General features: G+C 61.6%; 13 protein-coding genes. 6 read left to right on the top strand and 7 right to left on the bottom strand.

Annotated features, from left to right (window positions below):
* Nucleotides 1-19: 19 nt before the first annotated feature.
* From PZL22_RS07005 to PZL22_RS06985, 5 genes are all read left to right on the top strand, one after another.
* Nucleotides 20-958, top strand: coding sequence for a methionyl-tRNA formyltransferase (locus PZL22_RS07005; protein ID WP_284718365.1), 939 nt, complete (start codon nucleotides 20-22; stop codon nucleotides 956-958).
* A 381-nt stretch (nucleotides 959-1,339) separates the two neighbouring features.
* Nucleotides 1,340-3,439: a polysaccharide biosynthesis protein gene (locus PZL22_RS07000; RefSeq protein ID WP_284718364.1), complete on the top strand. Its 2,100-nt coding sequence runs from the start codon at nucleotides 1,340-1,342 to the stop codon at nucleotides 3,437-3,439.
* 185 nt (nucleotides 3,440-3,624) lie between these two features.
* Nucleotides 3,625-4,851, top strand: a complete 1,227-nt coding sequence (locus PZL22_RS06995) for a glycosyltransferase family 4 protein (protein ID WP_284718363.1) — start codon at nucleotides 3,625-3,627, stop codon at nucleotides 4,849-4,851.
* 68 nt (nucleotides 4,852-4,919) lie between these two features.
* The gene (locus tag PZL22_RS06990; RefSeq protein WP_127516758.1) at nucleotides 4,920-6,002 is read left to right on the top strand and encodes a glycosyltransferase family 4 protein; all 1,083 of its coding nucleotides are present in this window, start codon (nucleotides 4,920-4,922) and stop codon (nucleotides 6,000-6,002) included.
* Nucleotides 6,003-6,265: 263 nt separating this feature from the next.
* Entirely contained in the window at nucleotides 6,266-7,429 is a 1,164-nt protein-coding gene (locus PZL22_RS06985; RefSeq protein ID WP_127516760.1) for a calcium-binding protein, read from the top strand.
* A gap of 84 nt (nucleotides 7,430-7,513) precedes the next feature.
* On the opposite strand, the gene PZL22_RS06980 is transcribed toward PZL22_RS06985, so the two are convergent.
* The 7 genes from PZL22_RS06980 to PZL22_RS06950 form a co-directional block, all read right to left on the bottom strand.
* Nucleotides 7,514-8,449, bottom strand: coding sequence for an NAD-dependent epimerase/dehydratase family protein (locus PZL22_RS06980; protein ID WP_127516777.1), 936 nt, complete (start codon nucleotides 8,447-8,449; stop codon nucleotides 7,514-7,516).
* 5 nt (nucleotides 8,450-8,454) lie between these two features.
* Entirely contained in the window at nucleotides 8,455-9,447 is a 993-nt protein-coding gene (locus PZL22_RS06975; RefSeq protein WP_127516762.1) for an ATP-grasp domain-containing protein, read from the bottom strand.
* Complete coding sequence (locus tag PZL22_RS06970) at nucleotides 9,444-10,184, bottom strand: PHP domain-containing protein (protein ID WP_284718362.1); 741 nt, start codon at nucleotides 10,182-10,184, stop codon at nucleotides 9,444-9,446. The genes PZL22_RS06975 and PZL22_RS06970 overlap by 4 nt, the downstream gene beginning before the upstream one ends.
* 45 nt (nucleotides 10,185-10,229) lie before the next feature.
* Nucleotides 10,230-11,069 (bottom strand): 3'(2'),5'-bisphosphate nucleotidase CysQ, encoded by an 840-nt coding sequence (cysQ, locus tag PZL22_RS06965; RefSeq protein ID WP_127516765.1) that lies wholly within the window; start codon nucleotides 11,067-11,069, stop codon nucleotides 10,230-10,232.
* Complete coding sequence (gene nodQ, locus PZL22_RS06960; RefSeq protein WP_284718361.1) at nucleotides 11,066-12,967, bottom strand: bifunctional sulfate adenylyltransferase/adenylyl-sulfate kinase NodQ; 1,902 nt, start codon at nucleotides 12,965-12,967, stop codon at nucleotides 11,066-11,068. The genes cysQ and nodQ overlap by 4 nt, the downstream gene beginning before the upstream one ends.
* Nucleotides 12,967-13,866: a sulfate adenylyltransferase subunit CysD gene (gene cysD / locus PZL22_RS06955; protein ID WP_284718360.1), complete on the bottom strand. Its 900-nt coding sequence runs from the start codon at nucleotides 13,864-13,866 to the stop codon at nucleotides 12,967-12,969. The genes nodQ and cysD overlap by 1 nt, the downstream gene beginning before the upstream one ends.
* Nucleotides 13,867-14,073: 207 nt before the next feature.
* Nucleotides 14,074-15,303 (bottom strand): ROK family transcriptional regulator, encoded by a 1,230-nt coding sequence (locus PZL22_RS06950; protein ID WP_284718359.1) that lies wholly within the window; start codon nucleotides 15,301-15,303, stop codon nucleotides 14,074-14,076.
* 224 nt (nucleotides 15,304-15,527) lie between these two features.
* On the opposite strand from PZL22_RS06950, the gene PZL22_RS06945 reads away from it, so the two are divergent.
* On the top strand, nucleotides 15,528-16,766 hold the full coding sequence (locus PZL22_RS06945; RefSeq protein WP_284718358.1) for an extracellular solute-binding protein: 1,239 nt from the start codon (nucleotides 15,528-15,530) through the stop codon (nucleotides 16,764-16,766).
* Nucleotides 16,767-16,919: the final 153 nt, after the last annotated feature.

The following is a 16,919-nucleotide window of genomic DNA, read 5'->3' as shown; positions in this document are numbered from 1 at the left end:
TCAGCTTTATGGTGTGACCATGCGTATCGTATTCGTCGGCGCCGTCGAGAGTTCCAAGATCGCTTTGGAAGCGCTGATTAGGGCAAATCGCACTCCGGTGCTCGTAATAACGCTGCCGCCCGAAGCAGCGGGGCGCCATTCCGATTTTGTGGACCTCGGGGAGATCGGGCGGGCGGCCGGAAGCGCGATCCATTACACGACGGACATAAATTCCCAGGCGACGTTGGAGGCCGTTGCAGCGGCCGCCCCAGATCTCTCGCTCGTCATAGGCTGGTCGCAAGTCTGCCGGCGCCCGTTCAGGGATGTGGCGCGCGCGGGCACCGTCGGTTTTCACCCGGCAGCCTTGCCGCGACTGAGGGGCCGCGGCGTCATCCCCTGGACCATCCTCCGGGGTGAGGAACGGACGGGCTCGACCCTTTTCTGGCTGGACGACGGCATCGACTCGGGACCGATTCTGTTACAGCGGCAGTTTCCCGTTGCCCCGGACGAGACAGCGCGCAGTCTTTATACAAGGCACACCGAAAACCTGGCCGAGATGGTCATCGAGGCGGCGGCACAGGTCGAAGCGGGAACCGCGGCCCGTACGGAACAAAACGAGGCGGAGGCGAGCTATTGCGCGAAGCGCACCGCGGAGGACGGCCGGATCGATTGGCATGACCCGGCCGCATCCATCTTGCGGCTGATCCGCGCGGTCGGAGATCCCTATCCGGGCGCCTTTACTTTCTACAAAGGCCAGAAAATACGCATTGATGCGGCAACCCCGGTCGAGAATTCCAGGCAATATATCGGCCTGAAAGGGCAGATTCAGGCGCATACGGAGCGCGGGTTCATCGTGCTTTGCGGTGACGGGGAATGCATCGAGGCACACGCATGGGCATGGGCCTCGGACAGGCGGCCTCCGAATCACGGCAAGCTCGGCGGGTCTGACCTGGTCCAGGCTCTTACGCAAAATACATAAGAACAGTAGAAAACTATAATTGGGCCAATACTGGAAAACTGTTTACAACCCATTAAAGACGTGCTTTTTTATTACGGTATTCGAATATGCCAAGGAATTTTGCGTTGCGGTTGGAATGATCGCGAACGCCTATTTTTGTTGAATTCATTTTATCTAGCCTTTCGAGCCGGTCGAATAGACACACAACAGACGCACTGTTCTTAGCCACCATAAGAGCTTTGGGGGTCGTGCGTTCGTCGTTCGGCGGAGCTGTAGGGCTTAAAAGTATTGGAAGGGGCCGTCATGCAGCGTATACACGCCGCCGCGAAGGCAGTTCGTAATCATTTCCTGGCGTTACCGACTATTTTGGCAAGAGAGGGGGGCAGCGGAGCACCGGCCAGAATGTTCTGGGCGATCTGCGGAGCCGCCCTCGATATCGGCTTCAGGCGGATAAGGGGAGCGGTCCGCAGCGTTCAGAAATATCCTGCCCTCTATCTCACCGACCTGGCATCGGTCGGCGTCGCGCTCGCGATGGCATTATTGCTACGCTACGGCGTCGAAGAACTTTCCGCACGACCAGAGACCGCCTCGGTGCTGCTATGGTCGGGTGCGCAATACCTCACCATATGCGCACTCGTTTTCCCCCTCTCCGGCCTCTACAGCCGAAATTGGAAGTATGGTTCCATTTCCGACCTTTTCATCATTTTGCGGGCGGTGTTGCTGACCTCGCTGCTGCTCGTCTCGCTGCTGTTTTTCTCGACCAGGCTCACCGACATCCCGCGGACCGTCGTTCCGATGCAGTCGCTCCTGCTCATCGCCTTCCTGGCGGCTGCCCGGCTGAGCTTCCGCGCCGAGGAACTCGCTCTGAGGCGGCCCGTTTTCAAGTCCGGGCGCAGCAAGGACGCGCAGGACGACAACCGAATTCCGCTGCTGCTCATCGGCGCGAGCGATGCCGCCGACCTTTATCTTCGGGCTCTCGCACGCGATCCCAACGCGACCTATACGCCCGTCGCATGCCTCGACAGAAGTGAGGATCAAACCGGCATGAGCCTGCGCGGCGTGCCGATCGCCGGCCGTATTCAAGACTTCGAGCGGGTGGTCGCAGAGTTGCAGCAACAGGGCAAGCAGCCGCGTCACATCGTCTTCACCGAGGCCCCTGCGGCCTTTGGCGAGGAGGCATCCGACGGCCTGCTGAGATCCGCAGAAAGACTGGGCATCGCCGTTTCGCGCCTGTCGCAGATGACGGAGCTGAAGCGCGCCAAGGGCGACAACCCCTACGAGCTGCGCTCGATCGAACTGACCGATCTCCTGGAACGGCCGCAGGCAGCGCTCGACCGGGAGGCGATCGGTCGCCTCGTTCGCGGGCGCCGGGTGCTCATCACCGGGGCCGGCGGCTCGATCGGCAGCGAGTTGACGGCCCAGGTTGCCGCCTGCGCTCCGGCGGAGATCGTCCTGATCGACAACACCGAATACAATCTCTACGCAATCGACATGACGCTCACGGAAAGCTTCCCCGAAGTTCCGCGGTGGAGCTATCTTTGCAGCGTCCGCCGCAGCCAGCGGGTCGAGGAGATATTCGAGCGGCACCGGCCTGAACTCGTCTTTCATGCCGCGGCCTTGAAACATGTGCCGATGGTGCAGATGAATCCTTGCGAGGGCGTACTCACCAATGTCGTCGGCACCATGAATGTCGCCAATGCCGCCAAGAAATACGGCACTCTCGCGATGGTCCAGGTGTCGACCGACAAGGTGGTCAACTCGACGAGCGTCATGGGCGCGACGAAGCGTCTTGCCGAGCTCTACTGTCAGGCGCTCGACCTGAACGGGCTAGAAACGGGCCTCGGCCCGCGCTTCATGACCGTCCGCTTCGGCAACGTGCTGGGTTCCAGCGGTTCGCTGATCCCGCTCTTCAAGCGTCAATTGGCCCGCGGTGGCCCACTGACCGTGACCGACGCAAATATGACGCGCTTCTTCATGACGATCCGCGAGGCGGTTGAACTCACCCTGCAGGCTTCCGCCTACGGCTTCGAAAAGCAGCTCGGCCAGGGCGAGATCTTCGTGCTGGACATGGGCGAACCGATCAAGATCATCGATATCGCCCGCCGGATGATCCGGCTTGCCGGCTTCACGCCGGACCAGGAGATCGAAATCAAGATCATCGGCTGCCGGCCGGGCGAAAAGCTCTTCGAGGAGCTTTTCGACGAAACCGACAAGCGCACGAGTTCGCCGGTGCCAGGCGTCCTCGGAGCGGTGCCTGAACCCATTCCGCTGCCGACGCTGAGGGACGCTTTCGCGCGCCTGCAGCGCCATTCGGAACGGGGCAACGAGGCCAGCGTCGTGGCGGTCATGCGCGAATTGCTGCCGCGATATGAGCACGAGGCGGATCGCAAGATGGCGGCGGCGAGCAAGCGCACGCCGTTGCGGCCGAAGGGGCGGATCAAGGCCAAGGCAGCGAAATCACCACGCGGCTACGGCGCGGAACTCCGCCTACCCGGGAGGTGACGACGACATCGTGACGGCACTGCGTCCGCCTGCGAGAGCCCGCCGATCGGAAGCAGTGTCACGCGCCGATCTTGCAGCAGACCAGTCGGCGCCCCCCGCGCGGCCCGCATATGCGGCCGACGCAGTGAGAAGTTGAACGTTGAATACCACCGCTCGACGGTGGAGCCGATCCCGGGAGACGAGCAGTGAATCTTGTTGAAAAGGTTTCTCGCACCGAAGCCGAGCACTTTGCGGACTGTTCGGCAAAACACGGCGGAATGGCGCGCCCGTCTCGGCAGAAGCGCGTTATTGCCGTCGTCGCCAGCCTGACGGCATCTCTCGTGATCTTTCGGCTCGAGCTGCTCAAGCGGTTGGTCGCCGCCGGGCACGATGTCATAGCCTTCGCACCCGAACACGACCCCCGCGTCGAGGAGGAGCTTGCACGCATCGGCGTGCGCTTCATCCAGATCCCCATGGCGCGCACCGGGCTCAACCCGCTGGAGGACCTGCGGACCTTGTGGACGCTGCGGCGGCACTTTGCCCGGCTCCAGCCGGACATCGTCCTTCCCTATACCATGAAGCCGATCATCTATGCCGGGATCGCGGCCAGGACGCTCGGGATAAAGGAGCGCTGCTTCCTCGTGACGGGGCTCGGCCATATATTTTCGGAGGCCGCCGGTGCTTCGCTCAAGGCGCGGGCAATCCGCTACCTATGCGTCCGGCTATACCGTTCCGCGCTGCGGGGCGCCCGCGTCGTCTTCGTTTACAACGACGCGGACGACGACGACATTCGCCGCTACCGAATGTTGCAGGGCGACCTCTCGCCGACGATGATCTCCGGATCGGGAGTCGATCTCGACCATTTCGAATTCTCGAAGCCGCCTCGCGGCGGGCCGACTTTCCTGATGGTCGCCCGGCTGCTGCGCGACAAGGGCGTCGTCGAATATGTCGAAGCCGCACGGATCGTGCGTCGCTCTTTCCCGCATGCCAGATTTCAGCTGCTCGGCCATTTCGACAGCAACCCGACGGCGATTTCCCGCGAGGAAATCGACGGCTGGGTGCGCGAGGGAATACTCGACTACCTTGGCACGACAGTGGACGTGCGGCCTTATCTCGCGGCGTGCAATGTTTTCGTTCTGCCTTCCTATTACCGCGAAGGAATTCCGCGGAGCATTCTCGAGGCACTGGCGACGGGACGGCCAGTGATCACGACGGATTTGCCGGGCTGCCGAGACACCGTGCAACCGGGAGCCAACGGCATGGTCGTGAAGGCGCGCGACGTCGCCGCGCTCGCCGACGCCATGGCCGCCTTTGCGCAGGACCCGGACCTGGCGGAGAAAATGGGACAGCGGTCGCGAGAGCTCGCGGAAACCAAGTTTGACGTCCACATGATCAACAGGATGCTGTTTGCCGGCATGCACCTGGCCGTTTGAGGGATTTTCATGGTGCTGCAGATCAGCCACGTAGAACGTCGCCGGGGCGGCAGACCTGGGGCACCGCGATGATAATGCATGTCATCACCAATTTCACCGCTAGTGCCGGCGCCGAAACGATGCTGGCACGGCTGCTGCACGGAGCGACGGACGAGCGCATCGTCGTGGTCTCTCTCATCGGCGTTTCCGAGCGGAACCGCCGCCTCGCCGACAATCCGAGGGTCGCCTATGTCTCGCTAGGTGCGGCTTCGCTCGCGGCGCTTCCCGGCGCGATCCTGCGGCTTGCCCGGCTGATCCGCAAGGAGCAGCCCGACGTGATCCTCTGCTGGATGTACCACGCGATGGTCGCCGGCACCTTGGCGGCGGGAATGGCGCGGCATGGGGCGCCGGTTTTCTGGAACGTGCGCCAGTCTCTGGACGATCCCGCTTCCCTTACGCGCAGTTCCCGCGTCGCGATTGCGGCCGCGAAACTGTTGTCGCACCGGCCGACCGGCATCATCTACAACAGCGCCCGCGCGCTCGATCTGCATCGCGCCTACGGCTATGCAAACCGGAACGCGGTCGTCATTCCCAATGGCTTCGACATTCCGCAGCTCGCGGCCCCCGAACCGCGAACAGCCCGGCGAATCGGTATTGTGGGCCGCTTCCACCCGCAGAAAGATCACGGAACTTTCTTCAAAGCGGCCGCTCAGGTGGTGAAGACCCACCCGCAGGCGGTCTTTTCCGCAGCCGGCAACGGACTCGTCCGCGACAACCCGGCGGTCATCGAGCTGATGGCACAAGCCGGTCTTCCGGCCCACGCAGTCGATCTCCGGGGGGAGATCAGCGACATGCCTGCATACTATCAGAGCATCGATCTCTTGGTCCTCTCATCGCGGACCGAAGGTTTCCCGAACGTCATCGCGGAGGCCATGAGTTACGGCAGACCGATCGTCACGACGGATGTCGGTGACGCGGCCGCAGTCGCCGGGAACGCCGGCATCGCCGTACCGGCGCGCGACCCGCAAGCTCTCGCCGACGCAATGCGCGCCTTTCTCGACCTGCCGGAGGCGGAGTATGCGCGCTATGCGCGCACGGCGCGGGAACGCATTGAGAATGAGTATGCGATTGCTGCAGTGACTACCAAATATTCAGAATTCCTAATGGCTTAAATGAAGGAATTGCCCACAACTAATTGATGCGACCCTGTCCAACATATGGCGCTTTACGGTAGCATCATACAACCACATGTGACTTCGCCAAACCTTCCTGTGCAGTTGAAAGTAATTGATGGTTTCTAAGATAAGTAGTATATATAGTTTTATTTGAAAAGTGAATTAATTCCTGGTGGCGGCAAGCGACTATAGGCTGAGGATCACTTTGCGCCCTATTCTCAATTTACCCGCCCTCCGGCCCACAGCTAGAGGAAATCAAAATGATTCTGAAGGGAACCAATCTTTCCGACACGATCCGCGGCGCTCTGAGCGACGATGAGCTTTGGGGCTACGCGGGCGACGATTATCTCGATGGCGCCGAGGGCAATGACAAGCTTTTTGGCGGCGATGGCAATGACTTCATTGTCGGCGGACTCGGCGACGACTATGCCGAAGGCGGCACGGGTAACGACAGGTTCGACGGCGGCCTTGGGCACGACACGCTGAAGGGCGGATTAGGGAACGACATCTTAGACGGTGGCGACGGCAGCGACATTCTCGATGGTGGCGACGGCCATGACCAGATCCTGGGAGGCCGGGGCCACGACAAGATTTTTGGCGGCGCAGGCGAAGAATACATCGACGCAGGTGATGGCGACGACATCATCTATGCCGGTTCGGGAGACGATGGCTTCAACAACCGCGTAAATCCGGCAACCGGCCAGGTCACGCAGCAGGCGGTAGCCGGAGGCGCCGGCCACGACAGGATATATGGTGAAGAAGGCAATGACGCTCTCAAGGGCCAATCCGGCAATGATTGGGTCTATGGTGGCATCGGCAACGACATCGTCGATGGCGGCGACGGGAACAACTATCTCGACGGCGGCGACGGCAATGACTTGCTGGACTCCGAGGGCGGCATCGACGAGGCCCACGGCGGCAGCGGCAATGATAAGATCGTCGTCGGTGCCGGCGACGATCGGGTCTTTGGGGATGACGGCGACGATATGCTGTACGGCGAAGCCGGCAACGATTCTTTGAGCGGCGGCAACAACTACGATCGCATTTTTGGCGGCGACGGCAACGATACCCTGCGCGGCGACGCCGGCCAGGACGTCCTCATTGGCGAGGCGGGAACCGATATTCTATGGGGCGGAGCCGATTCCGATCGTTTCGTCTTCAAAGGTGCCCCGGTGCTCAGCGGCCAGGATACCGTCATGGATTTCCAGGATGGTGTCGATTTCCTCGTCATAGAGAAGCTCGGGATCAACCAATACTCCAGCTCAGGCGCCGCAGGCACCGTCTACGCCTATGACGCCACCGGCGGCGACGTGCTGGTAAAGGGCTACGACGCCTCCGGCAAAGCCTTCTCCATCCTGGTGGACGATCCCAACGGCACCCTTAGCGCCGCGAATTTTTCGAGCAGCGATTTCCTTTTCGCCTGATCGGTGAAGGAAGGGTCTTCGCAGCGCCGCGTATCTTTGGACGCGCGTCGCTGCGCTTCGAACCACTTGCCTGTTTCGAAGCCTCTACGCGTGCACGTTCCCGTCCTGAAAATCCCTCAGGCCGGTCATCGATTTCCATGCTTCGATCCCTTCCCGGAAGGAGAGCGGCGCGTAGTTCAGTTCGTTTGCGGCCTTGGAAACGTCGAGCGCCCTGAAGCCGCGCGGCGCCGCATCGGTGCTGCCGCCCTCCACGGCAATGAGGTGCCGTTCTGCCCCAACTGCATCGGCGACGATCTGGGCGGCTTCGAGCGACGTGCAAGCACGCCCGCTTCCCGCATTGAACACGCCACCTTCCGCCGTCTCCACCGCCTGCAGCGCCAGCGTCACGACATCGTCGACATAGACGAGGTCGACACTGTATCGCCCCCCGTCCTGAATGACGAGGGAACGACCGCTTCCGAGCGTTCGCACGAAGGTGGGCACCATACCGGTATCGTGCATGCCGGGACCGTACACCGATGCGAGGCGGAGCACCGTTACGGGCATGGCGCTGGATTTGCCGAAGGCCAAGAGACATATCTCCGCGGCGAGTTTGCTCGCCAGATAGTAGCTCGCCCGGTGCACGGGATAGGCCGGGCTCGCTTCCGAAGCGGGGCCCGTGCCGGGAGCATAGACCTGCGCCGATCCGAACAGGACAAAATGCTTCATGCCCCGCGATGCCGCTTCCATCGCGATCTGGATGGCCCCGTTCGTGTTGATCTCGAAGCATCGGGCGGCCTGACGCGCATCGCTGAGATCGGCGGGAATATAGGCGGCAAGATGAAGAACGGCGTCGGATTGCCCCAGCGGCGGGAGAGGATCGCCAATCGACCATCTCTCGACGCTGACACGCGCGCCGTTTGTGGCTGCGACCCGCTCCGGATCGCGCGCAAGCGCAGTAACCTCGTACCCTCTCGACAGGGCACGATCAATCAATCTGGAACCGATGAAGCCGGTCGCGCCGGTAACCACCAGCCGCATTTTCCTCATACCGTTTCGTCGAGTTTCGCGGAAGCAGTGACCAGGTCGCCGGGGCTCACCACGGTTTCAGACCAGTGCCGCAATATCGTCACCGGCGTGATCTGCGGCTGCTCGATCGGCTCGTCGAAGAGGAGATGGCGGATGCACATCTCCACCTCGTTGAAGCCCGCATGGATCCTGACCGCCGTCGTTCCGGAGAACCGCGCATTGATCTCGAAGATGCGGGGGACACCGTCGTCCAGTCGGAACTGGAAGTTCGCCGGGCCATAAGCGCCGAGGGCATCGGCAGCTTCCGCCATGGCCTTGTTCAGCGCGGGGAAAGGCTCTGCAAATGCCCTGTAGGTATTGCCGTCCCGAAGGTCCCTGCGCATGACGATCGTCGCGCGGCATTTCCCGTCGAAGGTCAGCGTCCCGGCAGTATACTCGGTCGTTTCGGTGCCGACATGTTTCTGGATGACGATGTCGGGCTGCTCCTCGATTGCGCGCACCAGCTGCTCGCGGTTGCGAACGACGCTGAAGCCGATCGAACGTGCCCCAACTCTCGGCTTGACGACGAGCGGAAATCCGCATTCCTCGATCAGCGTGTCTTCGTCGCCCGGCAGACAGGAGGGAACATATCCGAGGCCCCGTTCGCGAAAGAACTCGGAGGTCAGCCACTTGTCGTTGGCGATCGACACCACCCGCGGCGAACTGATGATCACCTTGGTTCCGTAGGTTCTCTCGATCGCGTCCCTGTTCGCCGCGAGGATCGGAAGTTCCACGTCTGTTCCCGGAATGAGGATGTCGGGCCGTTCGGCATGCAGGAGTTCGCCAAGCCGGTCCAGGTATGAGGGGTCCTTGGCCATCGGCACGAGATAGGCGGCATCCCCCCAGTAAAGCCCGGCCGAGAGCGGACTTGGGTCCCCCACGATTATCCTCGCGTTCAAAGTCGAGCGCCGCAGGGCGCGAATGATGCCTTGCCCGAGCAGGGCACCTGCCCCGGTGATAAAGACCTTCATGACCGCCCTGCTCCCAATTCGATTAGCTGATCTCTGCAATTGCCCAGTTCGCTCAACCGGTGCGCATCGGAACCGATCGAAACGAACGGATTGACCTCCTCGCACAGGGCCAGAAACGCCGGCATGTCGACGAGGTAGGAAGAGTTGATCTCGATCGCGATTCGCCGTTCGAGCGTCGCGCTCATTAAGTCTCTGAAATAGGTTTCCGGAAAACGCCCGTGCCGCCTCAGGCTCATGCCGCCCGGATGCGCCAGGACGTCGATGGGCGCGTTTTTGACCATACCCATCGACAGGCGGAACTCGATCCCGGCGGTCTCTTCATAGGAAATCCGCTTGAAATCCAGATATCCGCCGCGGCCGTCCGGAAGCCGGTGAACGACGCCGAGAACGATATCGCATCGATCCAGCACGTCCTGCGACGCATCCAGCCTGCCGTCGTCATCCATCGCTTTCGTCTCGCAGCCGACATAGACGCTCATATGATCGAAACGACGCGCGGCGAAGCGTATCTCGTCCCTGAACTCAGGAAACCAGGACGTGTCTTCGCGCACGTGCTCCGTGAAAGCCAGCGCCGTGAGACCGCGTTCACTGGCCGTTTGCAGGATTTCAAGCGCAGTCGCCTGCCCGTCGGTCCAACTCGTGTGGACCTGGAACTCCACGTTCAGTTGCTCTCGGCTGAGATCCCGATAGCGGCAGAACACAGGCCTGCCGGCACGTATCTTCTCCTGACCATTCATGCGTCACTCGGCCCTTTGACAAACGCTGCGGCGGACTCGCGCTGTTCACGACAGCGCGTAAGCCGGCTGAAGACCCTCGGCATCGGACAGGTGGAGCAAGGACATATCCGCCCAGGCGATGAAGTGCGGGTTTGCGAAGGCACTGTCCTCCTCCTGCACCGTCTTGCCGTAGCGGAGGCGCGAGCCGTCCAAGCGGACGACCGATCCGCCGGCAGCTTTCAGCACCGCGTCGCCGGCGGCCGTATCCCACTCCATCGTGCGGCCGAACCGCGGATAGACGTCCGCCTTGCCTTCCGCCAGCAGGCAGAATTTCAGCGACGAGCCCACGGAAGCGTAGTTCATGACGCCGTGGCCGGTGAGGAAGGCCTCGGTCTCGGAACTGTTGTGCGAGCGGCTAGCAACCGCCGTCAGTTCCACACCCCGCATCCGCACGCGGATCGACTGCCGGTGTTCGAGTGCCCATGCCGGATCGAGCAGAAGCTTTTCCGCCCTGCCGCCGTCGGCGACATAGGCGCAGCGCTGCGCGGGTGCATAGACGATGCCGGCAACCGGCACATTGCCCTCGATGAGGGCAATGTTGACGGTGAAGTCGTTTCGGCGATTGATGAATTCCTTCGTGCCGTCGAGCGGATCGACGAGAAAGAACGTGCCGCCGCTGATATCCGGAACGCGGCCCGAGGAAACGGACTCCTCGGCAACCACGGGAATCTGCGGAAACGCCGCCGCAAGTCTCTCGAGAATGATCGCTTCGGCCCGCTCGTCGGCTTCGGTGACGGGCGAGTGATCGTCCTTGTAGCAGACTTGGGGACCGGCGTCGTAGACCTCGAGAATTGCCGCTCCCGCATCGAGCGCTATGCGCTCCAGCATTTCGCAAAGGGGCGTCATTTGTCCTCCATCCTGCGGTCAAGGAATTCCTCGATCGCGAGCGCCAGGTCGGTCGGTTCATGCCCGACGGTGCGTATATGGAGTTCCGGATTTTCCGGGGCCTCATAGGGCGAGGATACGCCGGTGAAGTTCGCGATCTGGCCGGCGAGCGCCTTCTCGTAGAGCCCCTTCGGATCGCGGCGCGCACACTCGCCGAGCGGAGTGTCGACGAATATCTCGATGAACTCGCCCTCCTCCATCAATTCCCGCGCCATCCGCCGCTCGTCGCGGAACGGCGAGATGAAGGAGACGAGAACGATCAGACCGGCATCGGCCATGAGCTTGGCGACCTCCGCCACGCGGCGGATGTTCTCTACCCGGTCCTCCTCCGTAAAGCCGAGGTCCCGATTGAGGCCGTGACGCACATTGTCGCCGTCGAGCAGGTAGGTATGCTTGCCCTGAGCGTGGAGGATCCTGTCGAGCTCGTTCGCGATGGTCGATTTTCCGGAGCCGGAAAGCCCGGTGAACCAGAGAACGGCAGGGAGCTGATTTTTCATGGCGCTGCGCGCGCTCTTGTTCACCTCGAGCGCATGCCAGTGGACGTTGTCTGCGCGCCGGAGCGGAAAATCGATCAACCCAGCACCAACCGTGGCATTCGTCACCCGGTCGACGATGATGAAATTGCCCGTCGCCCGGTTGTCCTTGTAGGCGTCGAAGGCGATCGGCGCCTGTGTCGAGATGTTGCAGACACCCACTTCATTCATCTGCAGCGACTTTGCCGCCTCACGGATGAAGCTGTTGATGTTGACCTGGTGCTTGAGCGTGGTGACCGTCGCGCTGACGCTGTCGGTCTCCGTGCGCAGGATATAGCTTCGTCCCGGCATCATCGGGTTCGCATCGAACCAGATCACATGCGCCTGGAACTGGTCCGCCACGAAGGGCCGGGCACCGGGGGCGACAAGCATATTGCCGCGGGACGCATCCACCTCGTCGGAAAGGACCAGCGTCACCGCCTCGCCTTCCCCTGCCGTCGCAAGCTCCCCGTCATAGGTCACGATGGCCTTGACCGATGTGCGCTGCCCGGTCTTCGCGACGACGACCGGATCGCCCACGGAAATCCTCCCGCAGGAGATCTGCCCGGCATAGCCGCGAAAATCCGCGTTCGGCCGCATGACCATCTGAACCGGGAAGCGGAAAGGCTTTGCCTGGTCCGTTGGCTCGAGTTCGACCGTTTCCAGATATTCGAGCAGCGCCGCCCCTCTGTACCAGGGCGTATTGGTGGAAGCCGAGATGACGTTGTCGCCGTCTCGCGCCGAGATCGGGATTGGCCGTATGCTGGCAAAACCGAGCTCTTTGGCGAAAGCCATGTAGTCGGCGACGATTTCCTCGTACACCTGTTGTTGATAGTCAACGAGATCGATCTTGTTGACGGCCAGCACGACATGGCGGATGCCGAGGAGTGAGGCGATATAGGAGTGGCGCCGGGTCTGCTGGAGAATGCCCTGCCGGCTGTCGATGAGGATGATGGCGAGATCCGCCGTAGAAGCGCCGGTCACCATGTTGCGCGTATATTCCTCGTGGCCGGGCGTATCGGCGACGATGAACTTGCGTTTGGACGTGGCGAAATAGCGATAGGCCACGTCGATGGTGATGCCCTGCTCGCGCTCGGCCTCAAGCCCGTCGAGAAGCAAGGCGAGATCAATCTCCTTGCCGTTGGCGGCGCCGGGAGAGCCGACGCGCCCGAGGTTTGCGAGCTGGTCCTCGAAGACCAGCTTCGCATCGTAAAGCAGTCGCCCGATCAGGGTCGATTTGCCGTCGTCGACCGAGCCGCAAGTGATGAATCTAAGGATCGACTTGTTGTCGTGCTCGGCCAGATGCGCTTCAATGTCATGCGGCGGTATAGATTGAACATACGACATCAGAAGTAGCCCTCCCGCTTCTTTTTCTCCATCGCCCCGACTTCATCCGTGTCGATCAGCCGGCTCTGCCGTTCGGACGTGCGCACCGTCAGCATTTCCCGCAATATCTCGGGAACGGTGACAGCGTCGGACTCGACCGCCCCGGTCAGCGGATAGCAGCCAAGCGTGCGGAAACGCACGAGCTGTTCGGTAACCTCCTCTTCGGGTTGGATGGGCATGCGGTCGTCGTCGACCATGATCAGCATGCCGTCTCGCTTGACGACCGGGCGCCTGGCCGCGAAATAAAGCGGCACGATCGGAATTTCCTCGCGCAGGATGTATTGCCAGATGTCGAATTCGGTCCAGTTGGAGAGCGGAAAGACCCGCATCGTCTCGCCTTGCCCGACCCGCGTATTGTAAGTCTTCCACATCTCGGGCCGCTGGCGCTGCGGATCCCAGCCGTGCTGGGCGCTGCGGATCGAGAAGATGCGCTCCTTGGCGCGCGACTTCTCCTCGTCGCGCCGCGCCCCCGCGAGCGCCGCGTCGAAGCCGTATTTCTCGAGCGCCTGCCGGAGCCCCATCGTCTTCATGACATGGGTGTGCACGTTGGAGCCGTGCGTGAATGGGCCGATGCCCTGATCGATCCCGTCCTGATTGACGTGGACGAGGAGATCGAAGCCGAGCTCTCGCGCCATCCGGTCGCGAAACTCGATCATCTCCCGGAACTTCCATTTGGTATCTACATGCAGGAATGGAAATGGCGGCTTGGCGGGGTAGAACGCCTTCATCGCCAGATGCAGCAATACCGAGGAGTCCTTGCCGATCGAGTAAAGCGCGACCGGGTTGGAGAATGTTGCAACAACTTCTCGAATGACATGGATCGCTTCGGCTTCAAGCCGCCGAAGATGGGGAAGAGACATATCGCAATCCCTCTGATTTTAAATAATAAAAATGGCATGCAAATAAAAATGTAGCCGTCTGCGAAATGTTGCAGACGCAATCAAATAATCGTGCAGCAGTTAAATGTGATCCCGCCGACTGGTGCGCATTTAAGCGCTATATCGGCAATATTTCAAGTAAGAATAACAATCCGTATTTTCGCGAGCGATTCGCCACGCCGTTAGCGCTCAGGGCGGCCCCGCGGCCCGCGTCTTTAGGATCGCTGAAAAACGCGGATCGAAGGTCCGGCTGATCGGCTCGGCCGCGGCACCGATCGCAACCGCCCACGGGTCCGTGAAACCCAGTTGCAGCCGCGGCGCGCTGCGTTGCCGCCGCTCGGCGATCGACGGCAGCAGCGGGTGGAGAGCGTCCATGAGAAGGCGAGCGAGCCCGGATGGCATGCCGCCGCATAGAATGATCGTCTGCGGATCGAAAACCGTTTCGAGCAACTGGATCGTCGCCCGCAATTCGAACGCCGCGTCTGCGATCCAGGTAGCTACGCGACGATCCTTCAAGTGAGCGACGGCGTCGATGCGGTCGTAGAGATCGCCATCGGCGGGATCGATCTCGAGAATCTTGCACAGAGAGGCGATCGATATCCGGTGCTCCAGCGGTGCCCTCCCGTCGTCGGCGCCGCCACGCGGCCTGCTCAGAATCATGCCGATCTCGCCGGCATTGCCATGCGCGCCACGATAGAGTTCGCCATTGAGGATCAGTCCCGCTCCAAGACCGTAACCGAGATAGACGCAGAGGGCGTGGTCGACTCCATGGGCAGCGCCGACCATCTTTTCCGCGGTCGCGGCCGCCGCCGCGTCGTTCTGGAGGCGCACGTCGAAACCAGTCCCGGCCGCGAGGCTTTCAAGCAAGGGAAAGCTCTGCCAGGCAGCCATCATCCAGGGATCGTCGGCGTCGGCGTCGACGCCGAACGGGCCCGGCATCGCCACACCCAGCCCCACCAGACGGTCCCTGGATTGCCGTGCGATGGCCAAAAGTTCCTTCCGTGTTTCGTCGATCAGGGTGAGTATGGCCTCGACACCCGTCTCAGGACCGCCGGCCGGCAGGATCACCTCGTTGCGGGCGAGTACTGTGCCGATCAGGTCGACGGCGACCGTACGCGTCACGTGTCGGTCGATCTGAAGGCCGATGGCAAAGGCGCCTTCCGGTACCAGCCGATAGGGCGTCGATGGCTGTCCCCGCCCCTTGCGCACCGCGGCAAGCGACGCCACGAGCCCGTCGTTCTCGAGCTCCTCGATGATGTTGGAAACGGCCTGCTTGGTGAGTGCGGTCGCACGTGCCAGATCGGCCCGCGACAGGTGCCCGTTCAGCCGCAGAGCGTCGATCATGACACGGCGGTTGTGTGCGCTCGCGCCTTCCTGATTGGTGCCGCTCTTGGCCCGGATCGGGCGGATCTCGTTCATGAACAAATCCTCTTGACACATCTGGACTATTGAACAAAAAATAAGTCAAGACAATTGACTTAATAAGGGGTCGAAGAACCTCGGGGGAACGAAAGCGGGCTGGAAATGCCCGCGAACGCTCCGGTTTGATTTGTCGAAGGCGGCCGCGAGAAGCGGCGGAATTCCTGTTCGGCGCGCGCCAGGCGCGCCGCGAAGACTGCAACGGTCAGCTACTGGAGGCGACAATGTTGAAATCCACCCGCAACGCTTTGATCGGCGCGACGCTCATCGGGGCCGGCTTCACCGGTCATGCCCAGGCTGAAACGACGCTGAACGCGCTGTTCATGGCGCAGGCCGCCTATAGCGAGGCCGATGTCCGCGCCATGACGGATGCTTTCGCCAAGGCCAACCCGGACATCAAGGTCAATCTGGAATTCGTTCCCTATGAGGGACTGCACGACAAGACGGTGCTCGCCCAGGGTTCCGGCGGCGGCTATGACGTCGTTCTCTTCGACGTGATCTGGCCTGCCGAATACGCGGCCAACAACGTTCTTCTCGACGTCACGGGCCGCGTCACGGACGAGATGAACAAAGGCGTCCTGCCGGGAGCATGGACGACCGTGGAATATGACGGCAAACGTTACGGAATGCCGTGGATCCTCGACACGAAGTATCTCTACTACAACAAGGAAATCCTTGAGAAAGCCGGTATCAAGCAACCGCCGAAGACCTGGGAGGAACTTGCCGAGCAGGCCAAGGCGATCAAGGACAAGGGGTTGCTCGAAAGCCCGATCGCCTGGAGCTGGTCTCAGGCGGAAGCGGCGATCTGCGACTACACGACGCTGGTCAGCGCCTATGGCGGCAAATTTCTTGACGGCGGCAAGCCGGCCTTCACCACCGGCGGCGGGCTCGACGCGCTGAACTACATGGTGACGAGCTACACATCGGGGCTCACCAACCCGAACTCGAAGGAATTCCTCGAAGAGGATGTACGGAAGGTCTTCCAGAACGGCGAAGCCGCCTTCGCGCTCAACTGGACCTACATGTACAATCTCGCCAACGATCCCAAGGAGAGCAAGGTGGCCGGCAAGGTCGGAGTCGTTCCGGCTCCGGGCGCTGCCGGCAAGAGCGAGGTTTCGGCGGTCAACGGCTCCATGGGGCTCGGCATCACCGCGACCAGCAAGCACCCCGAAGAGGCCTGGAAATATATCGTCCATATGACCTCCCAGGAGACGCAGAACGCCTATGCCAAGCTGAGCCTCCCGATCTGGGCCTCCTCCTATGAGGACCCCGAGGTGACGAAGGGCCAGGAGGAGCTGATCGCCGCCGCCAAGCGTGGACTTGCCGCCATGTATCCGCGCCCGACGACGCCGAAATATCAGGAGCTTTCGACCGCGCTGCAGCAGGCGATCCAGGAAGCACTGCTCGGTCAGTCTTCTGCGGAAGATGCCCTGAAGAGTGCCGCCGAGAATAGCGGTCTCTGATCCGATCCTCGCGTGAACGGTCATGTCCCTGATTTGCGGGAAGGATCTTTCAGCCCAAAGACTTGGGCTGACTGGATTCCTGTGACAGGCACGGGAATGAGGAAGTTCACTCGCGCCACGGCATGTGAAACGCAACGGGGGATTGCACACTCT

The sequence above is a fragment of the Ensifer meliloti genome (assembly GCF_030064585.1).
GTDB lineage: Bacteria > Pseudomonadota > Alphaproteobacteria > Rhizobiales > Rhizobiaceae > Sinorhizobium > Sinorhizobium meliloti.
The sequence above is the reverse complement of the archived record's forward strand: the minus strand, read 5'-3'. Positions and strand labels throughout refer to the sequence as shown.

Bases quoted from the DNA above. Each gene is read 5' to 3' on its own strand.
- PZL22_RS07005 (WP_284718365.1), top strand. From the start codon at position 20: ATGCGTATCGTATTCGTCGGCGCCGTCGAGAGTTCCAAGATCGCTTTG.
- PZL22_RS07000 (WP_284718364.1), top strand. From the start codon at position 1,340: ATGTTCTGGGCGATCTGCGGAGCCGCCCTCGATATCGGCTTCAGGCGG.
- PZL22_RS06990 (WP_127516758.1), top strand. From the start codon at position 4,920: ATGATAATGCATGTCATCACCAATTTCACCGCTAGTGCCGGCGCCGAA.
- PZL22_RS06985 (WP_127516760.1), top strand. From the start codon at position 6,266: ATGATTCTGAAGGGAACCAATCTTTCCGACACGATCCGCGGCGCTCTG.
- PZL22_RS06980 (WP_127516777.1), bottom strand. From the start codon at position 8,449: ATGCGGCTGGTGGTTACCGGCGCGACCGGCTTCATCGGTTCCAGATTG.
- PZL22_RS06975 (WP_127516762.1), bottom strand. From the start codon at position 9,447: ATGAAGGTCTTTATCACCGGGGCAGGTGCCCTGCTCGGGCAAGGCATC.
- PZL22_RS06970 (WP_284718362.1), bottom strand. From the start codon at position 10,184: ATGAATGGTCAGGAGAAGATACGTGCCGGCAGGCCTGTGTTCTGCCGC.
- cysQ (WP_127516765.1), bottom strand. From the start codon at position 11,069: ATGACGCCCCTTTGCGAAATGCTGGAGCGCATAGCGCTCGATGCGGGA.
- nodQ (WP_284718361.1), bottom strand. From the start codon at position 12,967: ATGTCGTATGTTCAATCTATACCGCCGCATGACATTGAAGCGCATCTG.
- cysD (WP_284718360.1), bottom strand. From the start codon at position 13,866: ATGTCTCTTCCCCATCTTCGGCGGCTTGAAGCCGAAGCGATCCATGTC.
- PZL22_RS06950 (WP_284718359.1), bottom strand. From the start codon at position 15,303: ATGAACGAGATCCGCCCGATCCGGGCCAAGAGCGGCACCAATCAGGAA.
- PZL22_RS06945 (WP_284718358.1), top strand. From the start codon at position 15,528: ATGTTGAAATCCACCCGCAACGCTTTGATCGGCGCGACGCTCATCGGG.